16 protein-coding genes are annotated in these 19,249 nt (G+C 58.8%); 10 read left to right on the top strand and 6 right to left on the bottom strand.

Going from position 1 to position 19,249, the window contains the following annotated elements; all coding sequences use genetic code 11:
* Positions 1 to 47 precede the first annotated feature (47 nt).
* The 4 genes from dnaB to E4656_RS07615 are packed head-to-tail and all read left to right on the top strand — an operon-like array spanning position 48 to position 4,280.
* Positions 48 to 1,421, top strand: a complete 1,374-nt coding sequence (gene dnaB, locus E4656_RS07630) for a replicative DNA helicase (protein ID WP_135482609.1) — start codon at positions 48 to 50, stop codon at positions 1,419 to 1,421.
* On the top strand, positions 1,418 to 2,506 hold the full coding sequence (gene alr, locus E4656_RS07625; RefSeq protein ID WP_135482608.1) for an alanine racemase: 1,089 nt from the start codon (positions 1,418 to 1,420) through the stop codon (positions 2,504 to 2,506). Before dnaB ends, alr begins: the two co-directional genes overlap by 4 nt.
* Positions 2,507 to 2,551: 45 nt before the next feature.
* A complete protein-coding gene (locus E4656_RS07620; protein ID WP_167855973.1) occupies positions 2,552 to 3,676 on the top strand; it encodes a sensor histidine kinase in 1,125 nt (374 codons plus the stop codon).
* A complete protein-coding gene (locus tag E4656_RS07615) occupies positions 3,669 to 4,280 on the top strand; it encodes a response regulator transcription factor (RefSeq protein WP_135482606.1) in 612 nt (203 codons plus the stop codon). The genes E4656_RS07620 and E4656_RS07615 overlap by 8 nt, the downstream gene beginning before the upstream one ends.
* 1 nt (position 4,281) lies before the next feature.
* Here the strand turns inward: E4656_RS07615 and narL are convergent, their stop codons facing one another.
* Together narL and E4656_RS07605 are read right to left on the bottom strand one after the other, a co-directional pair.
* Positions 4,282 to 4,935, bottom strand: a complete 654-nt coding sequence (gene narL / locus E4656_RS07610; RefSeq protein WP_135482605.1) for a two-component system response regulator NarL — start codon at positions 4,933 to 4,935, stop codon at positions 4,282 to 4,284.
* A gap of 9 nt (positions 4,936 to 4,944) precedes the next feature.
* The gene (locus tag E4656_RS07605) at positions 4,945 to 6,378 is read right to left on the bottom strand and encodes an ATP-binding protein (protein WP_135482604.1); all 1,434 of its coding nucleotides are present in this window, start codon (positions 6,376 to 6,378) and stop codon (positions 4,945 to 4,947) included.
* Between the two features lie 235 nt (positions 6,379 to 6,613).
* On the opposite strand from E4656_RS07605, the gene E4656_RS07600 reads away from it, so the two are divergent.
* Positions 6,614 to 6,922, top strand: a complete 309-nt coding sequence (locus E4656_RS07600) for a hypothetical protein (protein WP_135482603.1) — start codon at positions 6,614 to 6,616, stop codon at positions 6,920 to 6,922.
* Between the two features lie 16 nt (positions 6,923 to 6,938).
* Here the strand turns inward: E4656_RS07600 and E4656_RS07595 are convergent, their stop codons facing one another.
* The 3 genes from E4656_RS07595 to E4656_RS07585 are packed head-to-tail and all read right to left on the bottom strand — an operon-like array spanning position 6,939 to position 9,330.
* Positions 6,939 to 7,895: a 5-oxoprolinase subunit C family protein gene (locus E4656_RS07595; protein ID WP_240753930.1), complete on the bottom strand. Its 957-nt coding sequence runs from the start codon at positions 7,893 to 7,895 to the stop codon at positions 6,939 to 6,941.
* On the bottom strand, positions 7,892 to 8,596 hold the full coding sequence (gene pxpB / locus E4656_RS07590; RefSeq protein ID WP_135482602.1) for a 5-oxoprolinase subunit PxpB: 705 nt from the start codon (positions 8,594 to 8,596) through the stop codon (positions 7,892 to 7,894). Before pxpB ends, E4656_RS07595 begins: the two co-directional genes overlap by 4 nt.
* A complete protein-coding gene (locus E4656_RS07585; RefSeq protein ID WP_135482601.1) occupies positions 8,593 to 9,330 on the bottom strand; it encodes a 5-oxoprolinase subunit PxpA in 738 nt (245 codons plus the stop codon). The genes pxpB and E4656_RS07585 overlap by 4 nt, the downstream gene beginning before the upstream one ends.
* A gap of 259 nt (positions 9,331 to 9,589) precedes the next feature.
* Between E4656_RS07585 and E4656_RS07580 the strand changes: the two genes are divergently transcribed.
* The 5 genes from E4656_RS07580 (at position 9,590) to E4656_RS07560 (ending at position 14,028) form a co-directional block, all read left to right on the top strand.
* Positions 9,590 to 10,570, top strand: coding sequence for a TRAP transporter substrate-binding protein (locus E4656_RS07580; RefSeq protein ID WP_135482600.1), 981 nt, complete (start codon positions 9,590 to 9,592; stop codon positions 10,568 to 10,570).
* A gap of 63 nt (positions 10,571 to 10,633) precedes the next feature.
* Positions 10,634 to 11,188 (top strand): TRAP transporter small permease, encoded by a 555-nt coding sequence (locus E4656_RS07575; RefSeq protein ID WP_135482599.1) that lies wholly within the window; start codon positions 10,634 to 10,636, stop codon positions 11,186 to 11,188.
* The gene (locus E4656_RS07570) at positions 11,188 to 12,492 is read left to right on the top strand and encodes a TRAP transporter large permease (protein ID WP_135482598.1); all 1,305 of its coding nucleotides are present in this window, start codon (positions 11,188 to 11,190) and stop codon (positions 12,490 to 12,492) included. The genes E4656_RS07575 and E4656_RS07570 overlap by 1 nt, the downstream gene beginning before the upstream one ends.
* Positions 12,493 to 12,502: 10 nt before the next feature.
* On the top strand, positions 12,503 to 13,024 hold the full coding sequence (locus E4656_RS07565) for a winged helix DNA-binding protein (protein ID WP_135482597.1): 522 nt from the start codon (positions 12,503 to 12,505) through the stop codon (positions 13,022 to 13,024).
* Between the two features lie 53 nt (positions 13,025 to 13,077).
* Entirely contained in the window at positions 13,078 to 14,028 is a 951-nt protein-coding gene (locus E4656_RS07560; protein WP_135482596.1) for a hypothetical protein, read from the top strand.
* A gap of 19 nt (positions 14,029 to 14,047) precedes the next feature.
* Here E4656_RS07560 and E4656_RS07555 read toward each other — a convergent pair whose 3' ends face one another.
* Positions 14,048 to 19,168, bottom strand: a complete 5,121-nt coding sequence (locus E4656_RS07555; protein WP_205849142.1) for a RecQ family ATP-dependent DNA helicase — start codon at positions 19,166 to 19,168, stop codon at positions 14,048 to 14,050.
* Positions 19,169 to 19,249 lie beyond the last annotated feature (81 nt).

Genomic DNA, 19,249 nt, shown 5'->3' with positions numbered 1-19,249 from the left:
ATGATAGGCCGCTGACACTGAACCACGAACTGACCTGACACCGCCCCATGACTGAAGAACTGGTCCTCAAAACACCGCCGCATTCCCTGGAAGCCGAGCAGAGTCTGCTGGGTGCCCTGATGCTGGACAACGGGCGCTGGGACTCGGTGGCGGAAAAGGTGCAGGCGGATGATTTCTATCGTCCCGAGCACCGGGCCATCTACCGCACCATGATGCGGCAGGTGGAAGTACAGCAGCCCATTGATGTCATCACCCTGACTGAAGCCCTGGAGCGCTCCGGTGACCTGGAAGTCGCCGGTGATGTCATCTATCTGACCGAGCTGGTCGAGAATGCCACCGGTGTGGGCCACTTGGAGGCCTATGCCGGTATCGTGCGCGAGCGGGCCGTGTTGCGCCGCCTGATCGATGTGGCCGGTCGCATCAACGCTCTGGCCTATGAGCCCGAGGGCCGCTCCGCCGAGGAACTGGTGGACGAGGCCGAACGGGCCGTCTTTGCCATCGCCGAGGAGCGCCCCAGCGATGGCGGCCCCGAAGAACTGAAATCCATCCTCAAGCGCACCCTGCAGCGCATTGACGAGCTGTCCGGGCTGGAAGGCAATCTGACCGGGCTCAGTACCGGTTTCGAGAAACTGGACGAGATGACCTCGGGCCTGCAGCGCGGTGATCTGGTCATCGTCGCGGCACGTCCGTCCATGGGCAAGACTGCCTTTGCCATGAATCTGGTGGAAGCCGGCCTGATGTTCAGCGATGAGCCGGTGATCGTGTTTTCTCTGGAAATGCCCTCGGAACAGCTGGCGCAGCGTATGCTGTCCTCACTCGGTCGCATCAATCAGACCCGGGTGCGTACCGGTGATCTGCAGCCGGACGACTGGCAACGGCTGACCAATGCCGTCAACAAGATTCATGATCGCCCGCTGTTTATCGACGATACACCGGGCATTTCGCCTTCCGAGATGCGCGCCCGGGTGCGGCGCCTGGTCAGGGAACACGGCAGGCCGGCCGTCATCATGGTCGACTACCTGCAACTGATGTCGATCAAGGGCTTCTCGGAAGGGCGTACCAACGAGATTTCCGAGATCAGTCGCTCACTCAAGGGCATGGCCAAGGAATTCGATTGCCCGGTAGTGGCCCTGTCGCAGCTGAACCGAAGCCTGGAGCAGCGGCCGAACAAGCGTCCGGTGAACTCCGATCTGCGGGAATCCGGCGCCATCGAGCAGGATGCCGACATCATTGCCTTCATCTATCGCGATGTGGTCTACAACCCCGATACCCCCGATCAGAATGTGTCTGAAATCATTATCGGCAAACAGCGGAACGGGCCCATCGGCACCTGTTATCTGTCCTTTATCGGCGAATACACGCGCTTCGAAAATCTGGCCCCCGATTATCAGTTTGCCAGCTCCGAGGGGGGCGATGAATGAGTCGCGGTACCTGTGCAGTCATTCATCTTGACAATATCCGTCACAATTTGCAGGTGGCCCGTCGCCATGCGCCGCACTCCCGCATCTGGGCCGTGGTCAAGGCCAACGCCTACGGGCATGGTCTGGTACCGGTGGCGCAGATGCTGGCTGCTGAGGCTGACGGCCTGGCCGTGGCCACACTGGATGAGGCACTGACCCTGCGCGCCGCGGGCATCAACAGCCCTGTATTGCTGCTCGAAGGCGTGGTCTCCATGGCCCAGACCCAGACTGCACTGGACGCCGACCTGGAACTGGTGGTCCATACCATGGACCAGCGCCACTGGCTGGCAGAAGCCAGTGTACAGCAGGCGGTTCGGGTCTGGCTCAAGGTGGATACCGGCATGCGCCGGCTGGGCTTCATGCCGGCAGAGGCCGGGGCAGAATATGCGCACCTGCAGGCATTGCCGCAGGTGGCGACCGTGAGTTTCATGACGCACTATGCCCGCGCCGATGACCCGGCACACGCCATGACGCCGCAGCAGTATGACTGTCTGCACTCGGTGGTGCCGGCCGGCTGTGAGGCCAGCCTGGCCAATTCCGGCGGTGTGCTGTTCTGGCCCGGTCGGCAGGGCGACTGGGTGCGCCCCGGCATCATGCTCTATGGGGCGACACCGGCACCGGAGCAGTCCCGTGACCGCCTGGGACTGCGCGCCGGCATGACGTTGTACGCGCCCATCATCGCGCTGCGTGATCTGGTCCCCGGCGATACGGTCGGCTATGGCGGCGGCTTCAGCACGGATCGTCCGCTGCGCCTGGCCACGGTGGCCATGGGCTATGCCGATGGCTATCCTCGCCATGCCCCCAATGATACCCCGGTGGCCATCAACGGCATCCGCTGTCGGCTGGTCGGTCGCGTGTCCATGGATATGCTGACCGTGGACGTCACAGGGCTGCAGGACATCGGGCCGGGTACGCCGGTTGAACTCTGGGGGCCGCATGTGGCTGTGGATGAAGTGGCGCAGGCGGCCGGCACCATTGGCTATGAATTGCTGGCCGGGCTGGCCCTGCGAGGGCGATATGACTATGTTACCGAACGGTGCTCGTGACATTATTCACTGTCCGCGCCGCTTGAAACCCGCACAATGGAAACCATGAAAGAATACCCCCTCTGGCATTATCGGCGCTGGCTGCCCGGCTCTCATCCCGGCCTGGAAGACTGGGTGCTGCCGCTGGGTATCGCCTTCTACCTGCTGATCTTCTGGCTGGGCATGCTGTGGCCCAGCGTCAGCCCGGAACGGGTGCTGGTCGGACTGCTGGTCAGCATCGTCTTCATCGGCCTGGTGTTCCGCGGCTTCTGGCACGATGACTGGGGGGTCTACGTCTATATGGTGGCCGTGGGCAGTCTGGCCTATATCACCCATCCCTTTTCCATGACTGGCCTGATATTCCTGTTCAGCCCGGGTTTCGAACTGAAGAACCGCAGCATCGGGGTTGCCGTGGCCGTGCAGATGGGCATGGTGGCGGGCTTTGTAGGCCTGCTCTGGTGGCTGGAATCCGGTTACTTTCACGGGCTCTTTATTGCCGTGATGCTGACGCTTGTGGTGTCCCGCACGGTGGCAGATTTCTATTTCTTCCGTTATGTGGAGCAGCAGCAGGCCCTGCTGAGAACTCAGGACGAAGCCGAGCATCATGCCCGCCGGGCAGAGCGTGAACGCATTGCCCGTGACCTGCATGATCTGCTGGGTCATACCCTGTCCGGCATTCGCGTCAAGGCAGAACTGGCCGGCCGCCTGCTGGCCGACAGCCCTGATCGGGCCGGGCAGGAAATTCAGGAGATTGAACAGCTGGCGCGCAGCAGCCTGCAGCAGGTGCGGGCTACAGTCAGTGGCTATCACGAGGGCGGCGTGGCGCTGGAAATCAATGCCGCCCGCAACCTGTTGTCTTCCGCCGGCATGACCTTCCGCCCGGTTACCACCGAAGCCGTGCCGCCGCGCCTGGAATCGACTCTGGCAGCGGTCATGCGCGAAGGGGTTACCAATATTGTACGCCACTCCGGTGCCACCGAAGTCCGCCTCGAACTGACCCATGAACGCCACCAGATGCGGCTGACGCTGGATGACAATGGCCAGGGTATGAACGGGGGTGAAGTCGGGCATGGCATGCGCGGTATTCGCTCCCGTGCCAGTTCCGCCGGCGGGGTAGTCAGCTGGCGTCAACTGAACCCGGGTACCCGACTGCAACTGGTACTGCCTGTTGAGGACAGTGATTATGAATGACCCCACCCGCCTGATTCTGGTGGAAGACCAGACACTGATACTGGGTGCCCTGGCCACCCTGCTCGACATGGAACCGGATCTGACCGTGGTGGGCCGGGCCTCGGATGGCGAAGAAGCCCTGCGCCTGGTGGCCGGGCAGCCGGTGGACCTGGTGCTGACCGATATCGAAATGCCCGGCATCGGGGGGCTGGAGCTGGCCCGACGCCTGCACCGCGACAACCCGAATATCATTGTCGGTATCGTCACCACCTTTGCGCGCAAGGGCTACCTGCGGCAGGCTCTGGACGCCGGCGTGCAGGGCTACTTGCTGAAGGATACGCCATCCGATCAACTGGCCGATGCCATTCGCCGTATGTGTGCCGGCGAGAAAGTCATAGATCCGGAACTGGCCGCCGCCGCCCGCAGCGGCGAGAACCCGCTGACCGAACGCGAACGGCAGGTGCTCAAGCTGGCCGCCGAAGGCCTGACCACCGAGATGATCGCGCTGCGTATCCATCGTTCCGAAGGCACGGTGCGCAACTATCTGAGCGAGGCCATCAGCAAGCTGCATGCACGCAACCGGGTAGAGGCTGCCCGTATTGCCCGTGAGCAGGGGTTTCTGTAGCTCAGTAGTGGCCGGCCTGTCGGGTCAGCCAGAGTGCCGCTTCCACCCGTGATTTCATGCCCAGCTTGGCCAGCAGTCGCTTGACGTGAACCTTGACCGTGCCTTCGGCAATATCCAGATGCTGAGCGATCAGCTTGTTGCTGTAGCCTTCGGCCAGCAGTTCCAGCACACCGCGCTCACGTGGGGTCAGGGCGGCCAGTTGCCGCGCCACATCATTGACTGGCACCCGCTCCAGTACATAGTCGCGTACGCGCGGGCTCAGTGTGGTCTGGCCACGTACTGCGGCATCCAGTGCGGTCACCAGATCTTCCGGCTCCGTATCCTTGAGCAGATAGCCATCGGCGCCCATGCGCATGGCGGCCGCGATATCGCTCTGCTCATCGGATACCGTGAAGACCACCACCCGTGCATCCGAGCCGCTCTGGCGCAGGGCCTGCAGTACCTTGAGGCCATGCATGTCAGGCAGATTCAGATCCAGCAGGATCAGGTCAGGCTCCAGGCGCTCGGCTTCCTGCAATGCACTCTCACCGTCACCGGCCGTGCCGACCATGCGCAGTTGCGGGCGCAGGGCCAGGATCTGCTGCAGGCCGGAGCGCAGCAGGGGGTGATCGTCGACGATCAGTACATCGGCAATGATTTCTGCGGTATCTGCCATGGTGTCTGGTCACGCCTCCACACTGAATGTCAGGGTTACTTCGGTGCCCGGGCCATCGGTGCGCCGCCTGATCTGCAGCGTGCCACCCAGCTGTCTGGCTCGTTCGCCCAGTATACTCAGACCCCAGTGCTGCTGGCCATCTTCCTGCACTGCCACGGGCAGGCCGCGGCCATCATCGCTGACGCGCACCGAAACTTCGTTGTACCGGCGCTCGATCGAGACCTGCGCCGTCTCGGCTTCGGCATGCTTGATGATATTGCTCAGAGCCTCGCGCAGAATGTGCAGAATATGGATTTCCCGCTGCGGGGCCAGCCCCAGATCACCAAAGCGGCCGGCGACAAGCAGATGGGTCGGGGTGTTGGGTTGCAATTCGGAGACGGTAGACGCCAGAGCCGTATCCAGATCCGGGTGATTCAGTTGCAGGCGGAAGGTCGACAGCAGCTCGCGCAGCTTGCGGTAGCCCTCGTTCACATTGGTGCGCAGTATGGACACCGTTTCCTGCCAGTCCGAGTCCTCCGGATAGCGGCCCTGCAGGCGTGTTTGCAGCAGCGACAACTGCATCTTCTGGTAGGTCAGGGTCTGCGCCAGGGAGTCATGCAACTCGCGGGCTATTACCGAGCGCTCCTCCTGCAGGGCCACGCGCGCGCGTTCATCGGCCAGGCTGCGGGTGCGTTCGTCAATCTGCGCCTGCATATTCGCATAGATCGCCGACAGCTCGGCGGCCATCAGGTCCAGGCTGCGACTCAGGGTGGCCAGTTCGCCGCGTCCCTTGAGTGCACTGCGGGCATGCAGGCGGGTCTGCTGAAGCGCTGCGGCCTGCTCGATCAGACGACCCAGCGGTCTTATCACGGCACGCCACAGCCAGATACCGAGCACCACGACCAGCAGTCCGGCGAGGCCGGCAAAGGTCCACAGCGTGATCCGGATCAGGGTCAGCTTGCGTTCACTGTATTCCTCAAGCGCCGACACAAAACGGTCGATCACCTCGACCAGGCCTTGCGCTTCCACCAGTGTGGGCATGCGATCTCCGGTGGCCAGAGCGGAGCTGGCCCAGGCGTTTTCCACCTGTGTCAGAGCCAGATTCACCGCGTGCGTGGGGTCGTCCGGCAAGGCGAAGCGCAGGGTCGGGCTGTGCAGTCGCAGTTCGAAGTCCCGCCGCCAGTAGGTGGCGCGAGGCTCCATGGAGGATGGGTGAATGAGTCCGGGCACCCGTTCGTGGGAGACCACCAGCAGGCGATAGGTGCTCATGCGCAGGGCGCCGGCCTCGTTGATGGCCCGGGCATCACCCTCGACGCTGCTGGCCAGCCAGAGCGTGGACGTCATGCTCGCCAGGGCGAGCCCGGCCAGCAGCACCAGCCCCGCCACCAGGCGCAGAGTGATCGGATAGTGCTGAAACAGATTGCCCGGGCGCCGCCGAGCGGTTGTTGAAACTTCTGTATTCATCAGGCGGGAACAACTTCTTCTGGCCGGCTCAAGCTGCCATGTTCGGGAAAACGGGGGATATTGTCCAGTTGAACCGCATCTGTTAATGTCTCTGTTCAACCGCTGATTTAAGAGCAACTTGCTGGCGGTATACAAATGATGCTAAAGCGCGCTGATGCCTCGTCTTTGTATTCCCCTCCGTGCTTCTTGATCAGCCTGCTGACATTCGAACCCTGTCTGTGAGGCAAGCTGAGTGATGGAAACGCTGAATCAACATTATTTCGCCCGACAACGGGTGCAAAACCATGCGGCCAGAACCGCTGCTGTCCCGGCCGCAGCCCGGTCCAGAGCCTATCGGGTGTTTTTGCGCGCCCATCTCGAAGCGGGTTATCACACCCCACTCGAGCACCTGCGCGAAGACATCACCGCCGCCGTACCCGCCCTGGAAACGCTCAGCTATCAGTCACATGTGGTACCGCTGGCGCAGACACTGCAGGGGCGCCTGGAGCAGGACCTGGGCGTACGCGTGCGCTCGATCGATGTGGAGGTGCAGTACCAGCCCTGAACGGCCTGAGCGCCGCTCAGGGCCAGACCAGTTCCTCTCCGGAGCTGTGCCACTGGCTGGCGGCAAAGAAGCGATTGAACAGCAGCCGCTCTGCCTGCACCGATTCCAGCGTCACGAACTCGAACTGGATGGGTGCGCCGGGCCCGCGCTGAGCCAGTTGGCTGCAGCCCAGTGACGATACGCAGCCAATCTTCGGGTAGCCACCTATGGTCTGTCGATCACGCAGCAGCACTATGGGCTGACCGTCTCTGGGTACCTGTACCGCACCGAGCGCAATGCCCTCGGAGATGATGCCGCCGACTTCGGGGGTAATGACCGGACCTTCCAGGCGGTACCCCATGCGATCTATCCGCTGGCTGATCCGATATTCCTCGCTGCTGAAGCGGCGTCGATCCTGCGGGCTGAACAGGTCGTGCTGGTAGCACGGCACCAGGCGCAGGGTCAGCGGGCTGCTGTAGTCGGGAATGTAGCGCGGTGCCAGTTGGCGCCGGAAGGTGGCTTGTTGTGGCCCGAAGGGTAGTTCGTCGTGCTCGCGCAGAGGCCCGCCGTCGAGACCGCCCAGCCCCTCGCGCGTGACCACCGAACGACTGGAGAACAGCTCCGGTGTCAGCCAGCCCCCGGCTACACCAAGATAGGCACGCAGACCGTTGAGCGGGCGGCGAAACTCGATGCGGTCGCCGGCCTGCACCGGGTGCGTGCTCCAGTTTTCAGCCGGCTGGCCGTTGATGCTGAATTCCAGATCCGCACCGGTGACCGACAGCAGTGCGTCGGCACTCAGTACAGCCTCGAAATTGCCCATCAGAACTTCCAGACAGGCGGCATTCATCGGGTTGTCCAGCAGCTTGTTGGCCCACAGGTAGGCATGCTCGTCTGCAGCACCGCCTTCGGTCAGACCGGCACGCTGAGCACCCTTGCGACCCCTGTCCTGGATGATGGTAAACCAGCCCGGGGTGATGATCCTGAGATTGTTCACAACTGGCCTCCCAGACTGATGAAGGTGTCACGGTCGATAGGCCGAAAGGTCACGGTGTCGCCTACCTGCAGCAGCGACGCGTGGGCCGGATCCTGCTCCGGATCGAACATCAGCTGTGGACTGCGGCCGATGATCTGCCAGCCGCCGGGTGACAGGCGTGGGTAAATCGCGGTCTGTGCATCGGCAATACCGACACTGCCGGGATCAATGGCCTCGCGCGGGGACTTGTGGCGCGGTGTGGCGATTCGATCGTCCACCCGACCCAGAAAGCCGAACCCCGGGTTGAAGCCAATGGCAAATACCTGATAGGACTTGCCGCTGTGGATGCCAATGACCTCGTCCACGCTCAGCTCATGGCGCTCGGCCAGAGCCTCGAGGTCGTAACCGACGGTCGGGTCGTACCATACCGGTATTTCCACCTGGCGGCCCGCAGGCGCATCTTCCGGGTGTGCCTCCAGGTCTGCCACCAGGTGGCGCAGCTCGCGCAGCACATGACGGAAGTCGGCCCGATTCAGATCATAGTGCACGAGCAGTGTGGTATAGGAGGGCACCAGATCGATCACAAGCGGCCCCAGACGTTGTTCGATTCGTTTCTCCAGCGCCACTATCTGCGGAATCAGGGCCTCGCTGATGGTGTCGCCGAAGCGAATCATGGCGGTGTCCTCCGAGACCGCTTCCACGCGCATGGTCGAGTCGCTCATCGGCCTGCATCCAGTGCGTTGCGGATGGCCTGCACCGCCTGCACGGACTCGGGGTTGTCGCCGTGCACACACAGTGACTGCGCCGGCAAGTCCAGCCACTGACCGCTGACGGATGTCAGGCCGGCGCGCTCCGCGAAAGACCGGGCCTGCTGCACAATGGTGGCTTCGTCGTGATGCACACTGCCTGCAATGCTGCGTGCGACCAGCAGCCCTTCGTCGTCATAGGCGCGATCGGCGAAGGCTTCCAGTATCAGTTCTATGCCGATCTCCCTGGCCATGGCCTGATGGGTTTCCCACTGGCGACTGACCGGCACCATGAGGCGCACATCATCGCCATAGGCAGCGACGGCCTCCATGACAGTACGCAATTGCTCTTCAGAGCGCATCATGTCGTTGTTCAGCGCCCCATGAGGTTTGATATAGGACACCTGCAGACCAACGGTGCGGGCAATGCCATCCAGTGCACCAGCCTGGTACCAGATCATGCTCTGCAGTTCCTCTTTGGTGCATTGCATGGAGCGTCGACCAAAGCCGACCAGATCCGGGTAAGCCGGGTGAGCACCGATTTCAACGCCATGTTCGGCTGCCATCGAGAGCGTGCGCTGCATGGTCAGCGGGTCTGACGCATGAAAACCACAGGCGATATTGGCCATGTCTATCAATGGCATCACAGCCTCGTCCAGGCCCATTTTCCAGGGGCCGAAGCTTTCTCCAAGGTCACAGTTCAAGCGCATGGTTTTACCTCCTCGGGTGCGGATGGGCGCCACTTTAACAGATAACCAACAGATAATCGGTGGCATTCCGGCGGTCGGGCAAGTTCGATTTCAGGTCTGTTGCGGAACTCTGGCCCAGCCTTTGCTTGTTATATTATGTTGATAAAACGTCGATGAATAGTTGACATTTAGTCTGCATATTATACTTTTGTTGTGTGTGATACAAAAAAATCACGCTGTCACGCTCAACAACAATCAATAAAGAGTAGAGAGGCGAGATATGAAACGACTGATAACTGCAGCCACTGCCATATCACTTCTGGCTGCCGGTTTTGCCAGCCAGGCACAGGCACAGACACGCTGGGATCTGGCTACCGGTTATGGCGACGGCGTACACCACACCATCAATATCGTTCAGTTTGCCGACGAGGTGCGCGCAGCGACCGACGGCGAACTGGACATCACCGTGCACTCGGGTGCTTCACTGTTTCCGCAGGGTGAAATCCACCGGGCCGTGCGCACCGGTCAGGCACAAGCCGGCGAGCTTCTGATGGCCAACCTGGGCAATGCCAACCCGATTTTCGAAATCGACAATATTCCGTTCCTGGCCAGTGACTGGGATTCTTCCGAGCGGTTGTGGGAAGTCACCCGGCCGGCGGTAGAGGACCATCTTGCAAGTGAAGGCATGCGCCTGCTGTTTGCCGTGCCGTGGCCGCCCCAGGGGTTCTACACTCGCGAGTCCATTGCTGACATCGACGACCTGCGTGGTATGCGGATGCGATCCTACTCACCAATGACCACCGAGCTGGCCGTGCAGTTTCAGGCCGCACCGACAACCGTTCAAGAACCCGAGATACCGCAGGCTTTCTCCACCGGCATGATCAATGCGATGGTGACCTCACCGGCTACGGGTGTGTCCAGTCAGGCCTGGGACTTTGTGGATCACTACACCGATGTACAGGCATGGATTCCCAAGAACATGGTCTTCGTCAATGAGCGTTCTTTCAGTCGCCTGAGTGAAGAGCATCAGGCTGCCGTGCTGGAACTGGCCGCACAGGCCGAAGCCCGGGGTTGGGAAATGGGCATTCAGGAAACCGAGGATGCCACCAACCGCCTGCGTGAAGAAGGCATGACGGTTAGCGAGCCGACGGCCGAGCTGCGCTCCGCGCTGGAGGACATTGGTGAGGAAATGGCCACCCAGTGGGCTGAGGACGCCGGAGAGGCGGGTCAGGAATTGCTGCAAACCTATTTTGGTGAGTAAGCGCTGAGAGTGGTGCCGACAGGTCGTCGTCTGCATGGGCGATGGCCTGTTCTGGAGGCGGATATGCGTAAAAGTCTCGATTTGCTGTACACCGGCGCCGGTTTTCTGGCCGGCCTGTTCGTGATGGCCATCGTGGTTCTGATCATGGCGCAGATCATCGGGCGCTGGTTTGGCATTCTGGTGCCCTCCACGGAAGATTTTTCCGGCTGGTTTCTGGGCGCATCAAGCTTCCTGGCCCTGGCTTACACCCTGCGTACCGGCGGCCATATTCGGGTCAATATCCTGATCCGCAACCTGCGCGGCAAGACCCGTTACTGGCAGGAGATCGCGGTGCTGGTGCTGGGGCTGGCACTGGCCTGCTTCATGACGTACTGGCTGATTCACATGGTGTGGGAAAGCTACGTCTTCAATGAGCGCAGTCGCGGCTACATCTCGGTTGATATCTGGATGGTGCAGGTGCCGGTCGCCGTCGGAGCCGTCATCTTCAATATCGCCATGCTGGATGAACTGGTGCACACGATTCGTACCGGCAAGCCCAGCTACCACGGACAGGACGACGAAATGGAAGAACTGGAAGAGCTGCTGCAGGAAGGCCCAGCCGAAGCGGGAGAGCGCTGATGGACAGTATCACCATAGGCATCATTCTGGCGGTACTCATGCTGTCGCTGCTGGCTTTCGGCTTCTGGGTATCGCTGTCCCTGATGACGGTAGCCCTGGTCGGGGTCATTCTGTACGGGTCGGAAACCTACGGCCTCATTTTTGCCTCAAGTGCCTGGAGCAGTTCGACGAGCTGGTCGCTGGCGGCGTTGCCGCTGTTCATCTGGATGGGGGAAATCCTGTTTCGCACGCGTCTGGCATCCGACCTGTTCAAGGGGCTGACGCCCTGGCTGGGGGCGCTGCCGGGCAGGCTGCTGCATGTCAATATCCTCAGTTGCGGCCTGTTTGCCGCCGTATCGGGATCGTCTGCCGCCACGGCGGCCACAGTCGGCAAGATGACGCTGCCGGAATTGCGCGCGCGGGGTTACAACGAGCGCATGTCCATTGCCACCCTGGCCGGTTCGGGCACGCTGGGCTTTCTTATCCCGCCCAGTATCATTCTGATTGTTTACGGTGTCGCTGCGGAAGTAAGCATAGCCCGACTCTTTATCGCCGGGGCCTTGCCGGGCCTGCTGCTGATTGTGCTGTTCATGGCCTATACCATGATCTGGTCCTGGCTCAACAAGGGCGGGGTGGACAACAGCCCGGACGTGCGCCATAGCTGGAAGGAACGGTTGGTCGCGCTGCGCTATCTGCTGCCGGTACTGGGCCTGATCGGGTTCGTCCTGGGGTCCATTTATGGCGGCTTTGCCACCACCACCGAGGCGGCTGCCGTCGGTGTGACCGGGGCCCTGATTCTGGCCTTGCTTTCCGGAGGGCTGAATCGGCAGACTTTCTTCGACAGCCTGATGGGGGCCGTGCGGACCTCCTGCATGATTGCCCTCATTCTGGTGGCGGCGCATTTTCTCACCGTGGCCATGGCGTTCCTGGGTATACCGAGAATGCTGGTGGGCATGATTGATGCGCTGGAGCTGTCGCCCATGATGCTGCTGGTCTATCTGACCATTCTGTTCATCATTCTGGGCTGTTTTCTCGATGGCATCTCGGTGGTCCTGCTCTCCACATCGATCATGCTGCCCATGGTGGCAGCGGCCGGCATTGATTTGCTCTGGTTCGGCATATACATTGTGCTGGTCATTGAGATGGCACAGATCACGCCGCCAGTCGGCTTCAACCTGTTTGTGCTGCAATCTCTGACCGGAAAGAACATTCTCTATGTCGCCCGGGCGGCGCTGCCCTTCTTCCTGCTGATTGGTCTGGCCATCGTGCTGATCTCCTGGTTCCCGGAAATCGTGACAGCGTTGCCGGCGCAAATGTCGCGATAGGAGCTAGCCGATGACCCCCAGTGATGTACCGACTGTCCCCATTGTGTCTTCGTCCCATCTGGTATCAGAGAAAGGCGGGGCACTCAGCGAGTACGAGTTTGGCCTGATTATCGCCAACAATGCGTTCAATCGCTGGATGATGCACTGTGCCAGGGCCAGTGGAGTCGACGCTCTGGCCCCGCTGGACGTGCTGGTGGTGCACAACATCAATCACCGGGATCGGGCCAAGCGGGTGGCTGACATCTGCTTTGTACTGAATGTCGAGGATACGCACACCGTGACCTATTCCGTCAAGAAGCTGGTGAAGCTGGGCCTGGTATCCGGCACCAAGAAGGGCAAGGAAATTTTCTACGCCACCAGTGACGAGGGGCGGGCGTTCTGCGAGCGCTACAAGGACAATCGCGAGCGCTGCCTGGTCAATTCACTGAAGCAACTGAATCTGGATCAGGACACTCTGACCCAACTGGCCGCCACCTTGCGCACGCTGTCCGGGATCTATGATCAGGCCTCACGGGCTGCGGCGTCGCTGTAGCTCGCCTGACGACAAAGAGAACGGAGGATGACCGTGAGAAGTGATCACAGCGCATGATGTCTCTGCTCCGGTTCGCCTCTCGGTGTCTGGCCAGCCTGCGCTCGCGGGCGGCCCTGATTCTGCCCGGCTGTATCGTGCTCGGTCTGGTGTGGCCAGGCCTAGCTGCGGCCCTGCAGGCATGGCTGTACCCCGCCTTTGTCATACCGCTGATGATTTCCATCGCCCGGCTGGAGTGGTCCGGCCAGTGGCTGATGCTGAAGCGCTGGCCGCTGATGCTGTTGCTGAGTCTGTGGGTCCTGACGGTATCTCCGGTGGTCGTCTGGCTGGTCCTGCAAGGGGTGGCATTGCCGGACGAGTTGTCCATGGCGCTGGTACTGGCTGCTGCGGCACCGCCAATCACGGCCTGTGGTGCGCTGGCGCTGCTGCTGCGACTGGACGGTCATCTCGCCGTGGTCGGTACCCTGCTGACCCTGCTGCTGTGCCCGCTCACGTTGCCGCCGCTGGCGCTGTTGCTGCTGGGGCTTGAACTGGACATTGCGCTGACCGAGTTCATGCTGCGCCTGGGCGGCATCGTGCTGCTGGCCTTCGGCGGTGCCTTTCTGCTCAAGCGCTGGCGCGGTCAGGCGCACATCGACCAGCATGCTGATCTGTTCGATGGCGTTGCGGTCGCCTTTGTCGGTCTGTTCATCGTCGGCATCATGGATGGCATCACTGCCCTTGTGCTGGAGAATCCGGGGCAGATGCTGGGTGCACTGTTGGCAATCACGCTGGTGGTTTATGGCCTCAACCTGCTGGGCTCATTGCTGTTCGTCGCGGTGACTCGGCCGACCGCCCTGGCCGTTGGCCTGATCTCGGGGCAGGCCAACCTGGGTCTGCTCTACATCACACTGAATGATCAGTTGCCGCTGGAAGCCCTGGCGGTGTTTGCCATTGGCCAGATACCGCTCTATCTGCTGCCGACCGTGGAGCAACCTGTTATCAGGTTTTTGTACCGGCACAGTTGAGGCTACTGGTCTAAAGAGCTCAGACCAACACCAGTCTTGGCAGGACTACTTCCCAGCGTTCAACTTGGCAGTGAGCCTGATAGGCTTCTTCAGAGTCCGCAGTGTATCGAATGACAATGGAAGCGACACATGCGGACTCCATCTGTCCTCCCAGTTCGAAGGCCTTGGTGGTGCGGCCCACCTGATTGCCATTTTCATCCAGAATAGCAAATCGTTCACCGTCTTGCCTGAGCTTAAGCGGGTCGCCTGGCTGCAGTTTTTTAAGACTGTCATGAATTTTGTCAGATGCAGCAAGACGGCCTGCAAATCCGATGTCTACTTCTTTCAGAGTCATTACTCGATATCGCTTTTCCAGTTCCGGCAGATAGTGGCCCTCCCATGCTTCCTGTTCTGTCAGTGTGCGGAGCGCACCCAACAACAGGTTATCTTCGGAAAATTCACAAAGAGCCAGAGTTTGTTCTGCCCGAGTCATCCCAACGTAATAGAGGCGTCGCTGTTCCTCCAGAGTCGCTGCATCGGTCCTCCAGTCTCCGTCCAATATCACAACATGCTTAAACTCAAGCCCTTTGGCAGAGTGTGTGGTGCCTAGAAACAGTCCTGGGCTTGGACGTTGACGGATCTCGCGAAAGTAGTCGTAAAGCCAATCCACAATGATTTGGTTTTGAACCTCAGCAGTACCAAATTCTCCTCTAAAATTGGCCAGTACATCAGTCATTAGTGTTGACCAATTGGTATCAGCATTCAGTGCTTTTACCAGCGAATTCAACCGGTCTGAATCTATTGCTGTGGTTTCCTGTCTTAGCCAGTCCACCAACTGCACGAAAGTGCGATTGCGTGTCAACAAGGACCCCTGATCTTTCTCTGCGCTCATGAAGTAGGGGATATCCTGCTGCTCGCACCATGCCTGTAACGGCAACAGGAATTTGTGGCTGCGTGCCAATACGGAGAAATCGGACCAGTCTTTGGCTCCATTGTCGCGAAGGCGCTGTAGCCACTGCATCGCGATTTGTGCCTGCAGGTTTCCAGTTGGCGCATCTTTGGCAGGGACTTCCAATCTCACCACTTGGCCGTTATGCAAATCTGGTACGTTGGACCAACGCCCTCCGCAAGGTATGTGTCGCCGGCCGCTGTCAATGGTGATCGGTTGATCCTGTTTGAGTCTACCTGTGTTTTGTGCAATTAAGCGGTTTGCCGCTTCGATGATATGGCCGCTGGATCGATAGTTCTCGACCAGATACAAAACTTCAGCCTGATAATCTACCTGGTAGCGCTCAATATATTCATTGCTCGTCTTTCGAAAAGCATAGATGTTCTGATCGTCGTCGCCCACAGCCAGTATGCAGAGTCGATCTTCCTCGTCTCTGTGACGCCCAGCCAGTGCACTGACCAACTGATATTGAAGATCATCAATGTCCTGATATTCATCGACCAATATAAACCGGTAGCCACGCAGTAGCTGTTCGCGCAGGCTATCCTCTCCATCAGCCACGTGCTGCTGGCCACCAAGCAAGTCTGCCGCTTGGCGCAGTATGGATTGCAATCGTTTTTCGTCGATCTGCTCATCACGTTCAAATCGGGTGCCAGTCAGTCTCATGGCCAGGCTGTGGTAGGTGAGTACAGTAACCCCGTAGGCATCTTGTCCCACCAGATTGTGCAGGCGCTTTCGGATTTCGTTAGCAGCATGTCGATTGAACGATAACACTACAATTGCGTTTGCTGGCACTCTGCGCACCCGCAACAAGTAAGCAACGCGATGCACTATAACCCGGGTTTTACCGGAACCAGGGCCGGCCAGCACGAGCCGGTTTCGGTCTTCATCATCGACTACTGCGGGCCGCTGTTGGTCACTTAGCGGATCGACTATGGACTGCCACGATTCCTCACTGGTAGCGCGTTGCAGAATATCCTCACGTCCGGCGAAATGACGCTGTAGAAACTGGTCATTATTGGTGCTGAAGTAGTCGAGCACCAGTTTCAAGGCTTCAGCCATTTCCTCAAGTGCACGTAAGGCATACTCTCGCATGACGTGCACCTGTATCAGACGTTCTTGATAGTGCTCCTCCAGTCGAGTGAAATCGCTCTTTAGATAGCGGTTTTTTTGCTCATTGACACTGATAGTCATGGCGTGACGCATTACCGCCATGCCATGGTTCAGTACCAGTACATCAGACTGGTGCAAATACAGCAGCACGTGCTCTACTGCCTTGCGACGCTGGTCGTGCGGTATCCTTGCAGACAGCGCAATATCATCTGCAATGCATTTTTGCAGACCCCCAAAGGTGGTGTCGACCATGAGGTCTTTACCCCTGACTCCATCCGGGATCCGTTGTATCAGGAACTCCATGAGCACACCGGCCAACTCACGCCTCTTTTCTCCAAGTTTTGCCAGTTGCTGCCACCTGAGGGCACCGAGCGTTTTGATCTTCAGGTAGTCACGGTTGATTATTCTGAGTTCAAAACTACTGCGCTGGCTGGAAGAGGTTGAGCGATCCCTGGATAAGCTCTTCAGAAGTTGCAGCACCTGAGGAGGGATCAGTTCTGGGATATTTGTTTCATCTCGTAAACGGCTGGTTAGTTCATTAAGACTGACGTCTTGCCACTCCCCCGAGTCGGCATCTGGAGCTACTTCCGTGAGGACTTGGAACAGGGCTTTTTCGAGGGTGAGTATCTGCTGCAAGCGTTTCCGGGACGAGCTGTCTACACCGTGGCGCAGGTACATGGTAATCCGTGTATCACTGGTCAGTACGCCCAACGCCTCCAGGCTTTGTAAAGAAGCCACGACCTCTTCAGTTGTTTGTCCGGTGAGGTCAGTCAACTGATCAGTAGTCACCCGTTCATCCGCTGGTGACGCCTTAATAAAGTTGAGAATGGACTCGAATTCCTGGCGCTTGCGCATGGGTAGGGCGGCAGCGTCTAGTATTTTTTGTATTTGGGGCCAGGTCTTTTGTAGTTTAGCGGCAAAAATACGGGTTACGTTGGCATCACGAACCAGGTACTGTCCCTTCTCCAGCCAGGAAACGGCAGTGCTGACTTTCGTGGCTGCGTCACGGTCATCATGATTGAATTGTGTTTCCACATCTTCATCCTGCAGGATCTCACCTGAAGTAATGACCAATGGTTCGTTCTTCCGGCGTTGGCTCTCTCGACGCAGTTTTCGGTATATCTGTTGAATGTCGTTGAAGCTCAGGCGAGAGGTCTGTGCCAGTCCGAACTGTGTTTCGATGTCGTCTGGACAATAGAGCAACACACAGCGGGCCTGTTGCTGGTCTCGGCCAGCTCGACCAGCCTCTTGAAGATAGTTTTCCAGAGAGCCGGGGATATCAGCATGAATAACCAGTCGAATGTCTGATTTGTCTACGCCCATCCCAAAAGCGTTGGTGGCGACTATTATGCGCAGTTGGCCAGTCTTGAACGCGTCCTGAATATCCTTCTTTTCATTGGGATCAAGGCCGGCATGGTAGTGTTGACATGCCCAACCCTGGCTGGATATGAACTCGGCGTACTCTTCAGTCCGTTTGCGACTGGATACAAACACTACAGCGCCATCTTCAATGCCGGAAAGTTCATCGTTCAGAAGGTCCAAGGTTCTGCGTTGTTTCTCTGGCTTCTCGCACGGCATGACCTCGAAAGAGAGGTTGGGGCGTTCGTGGGTGCCGATGAAGGTTTCGAATTTGATATTCAACTCTTCATGGAAATGGTTCTCGATGTCTTTCAGTACATCCGGTTTGGCGGTAGCAGTGAAGCAGCCAATGGGTGCCATCTTTCCACTGGCGGTGAATTCGCGGATAAAACGAGCCGCATACAGATAGTCGGGCCGGAAATCATGACCCCACTTGGAAAGGCAGTGGGCCTCGTCAAAGATCCAGGCCCCAACTCTTCGGTTAGAAATGGCTCGCTGAAAAGTTCTGTTGCGGAACTGCTCTGGTGACAGGAGCAGTATGCCGACGTCGCCCATTTGAATCTGTTCCAACACGTCAGCTCGTTCAGGCATGGACAAGAGACCATTCAGCGCAGCAGCGCAACCAATGTTGTTAGCTGCCAGGCCATCGACCTGATCTTTCATCAGTGATTGCAAGGGTGAAATGATGATTGTCAGGTTTCCGTTGCGGTAGTAGCGATTCAAGGCAGGTAACTGGTAGCAAAGAGATTTCCCCCCTCCCGTCGCCAGCACGGCAAGTACATTCTTGCCACTCATACCTGCTGCTACGATCTCTCTTTGCAGACTGGTTCCTTGTTCGTCATATCGAAAATCGGGGAAGCCAAAGTACCGCTGGAGTTCCTTCTCTGGATTGTGGGTCGTTTGGCAGTATTGGCAATCTGGCCGATCACAGGGGATATCACGCAGTTCATGCAGCAGACGCTCTGTATCAGGGAACTGATGGTACACCCAGGGCGGCAAGACTGAGTTATCGCCTGAGACCCGAAGCCAGGCCAGGGCATAGGCCAGTGGCTGTTGCAAACTGGCCTGATAGATGTCATCAGCCATGATCCGTTCCAGGCGGGCCCGACAAACCTTGAGGTTTCTGTCGGCAGCAGGGTCTGACTCTGCCAGTATCTCAGGTAGTAATTCGGCTGCCGCCTGCAGGGGCAATGGTTGTCGGCCCGTTAGCGTGGCCATAAAGTTGCCCAACCCTGGTCCAACTGCAGGGGCCAGCAGGCTCTGGTAACACAGAAGTTCAGACTTCTTCTGTTCAGCCAGTTGCAAGAATGCATCACGCTGATCACTGAACAGCTTCAGGGTTGATACGCAGTCCTTGAGTGGGGAGTTGAGGCTCTCACGAACCAACTTGTAGTCTTTTACAAGACGATGATAAGGGTTCTTCGGAAAAGCCAACGGTGAGAGGTTTAGCGTATCAATGACAGGAAGCTGCAATAAAGACAGGTCTGGCTTCGCAGTTGATAGCACTGGCAGGTCATGCCGTAATACGTTGTGCCCAAGAACAAAGCTTGCTCCCTCTGTCAGACGGTCAAGCGACTTCAGGCAATAGTTCAAAGGGGTTTTGTGGGTGACTGAAAGCTCGAGCTGGCGTCCGGTGTCCGGGCGCAAACCGGCAAGCATGAAAATACTGGTCGCTGGTGAACTGCTTTGAGGCTTGGTCTCCAAATCTACAACCAAGGCTTTTGGTGTGAAACTCGACACTCGTTCGATCCTTGACCACTTAAAGACAGAAGGGGAGTCTGACTGACGCTGCTGTCAGTGCCGTAAAAACCCTATCCTTGG

Origin of the sequence: Natronospirillum operosum (assembly GCF_004768465.1) — a bacterium.
GTDB lineage: Bacteria > Pseudomonadota > Gammaproteobacteria > Pseudomonadales > Natronospirillaceae > Natronospirillum > Natronospirillum operosum.
This window is presented reverse-complemented; position numbering and strand designations above follow the sequence as displayed.

Coding starts and splice junctions, on each gene's coding strand:
- dnaB (WP_135482609.1), top strand. CDS start 48: ATGACTGAAGAACTGGTCCTCAAAACACCGCCGCATTCCCTGGAAGCC.
- alr (WP_135482608.1), top strand. CDS start 1,418: ATGAGTCGCGGTACCTGTGCAGTCATTCATCTTGACAATATCCGTCAC.
- E4656_RS07620 (WP_167855973.1), top strand. CDS start 2,552: ATGAAAGAATACCCCCTCTGGCATTATCGGCGCTGGCTGCCCGGCTCT.
- E4656_RS07615 (WP_135482606.1), top strand. CDS start 3,669: ATGAATGACCCCACCCGCCTGATTCTGGTGGAAGACCAGACACTGATA.
- narL (WP_135482605.1), bottom strand. CDS start 4,935: ATGGCAGATACCGCAGAAATCATTGCCGATGTACTGATCGTCGACGAT.
- E4656_RS07605 (WP_135482604.1), bottom strand. CDS start 6,378: ATGAATACAGAAGTTTCAACAACCGCTCGGCGGCGCCCGGGCAATCTG.
- E4656_RS07600 (WP_135482603.1), top strand. CDS start 6,614: ATGGAAACGCTGAATCAACATTATTTCGCCCGACAACGGGTGCAAAAC.
- pxpB (WP_135482602.1), bottom strand. CDS start 8,596: ATGAGCGACTCGACCATGCGCGTGGAAGCGGTCTCGGAGGACACCGCC.
- E4656_RS07585 (WP_135482601.1), bottom strand. CDS start 9,330: ATGCGCTTGAACTGTGACCTTGGAGAAAGCTTCGGCCCCTGGAAAATG.
- E4656_RS07580 (WP_135482600.1), top strand. CDS start 9,590: ATGAAACGACTGATAACTGCAGCCACTGCCATATCACTTCTGGCTGCC.
- E4656_RS07575 (WP_135482599.1), top strand. CDS start 10,634: ATGCGTAAAAGTCTCGATTTGCTGTACACCGGCGCCGGTTTTCTGGCC.
- E4656_RS07570 (WP_135482598.1), top strand. CDS start 11,188: ATGGACAGTATCACCATAGGCATCATTCTGGCGGTACTCATGCTGTCG.
- E4656_RS07565 (WP_135482597.1), top strand. CDS start 12,503: ATGACCCCCAGTGATGTACCGACTGTCCCCATTGTGTCTTCGTCCCAT.
- E4656_RS07560 (WP_135482596.1), top strand. CDS start 13,078: ATGATGTCTCTGCTCCGGTTCGCCTCTCGGTGTCTGGCCAGCCTGCGC.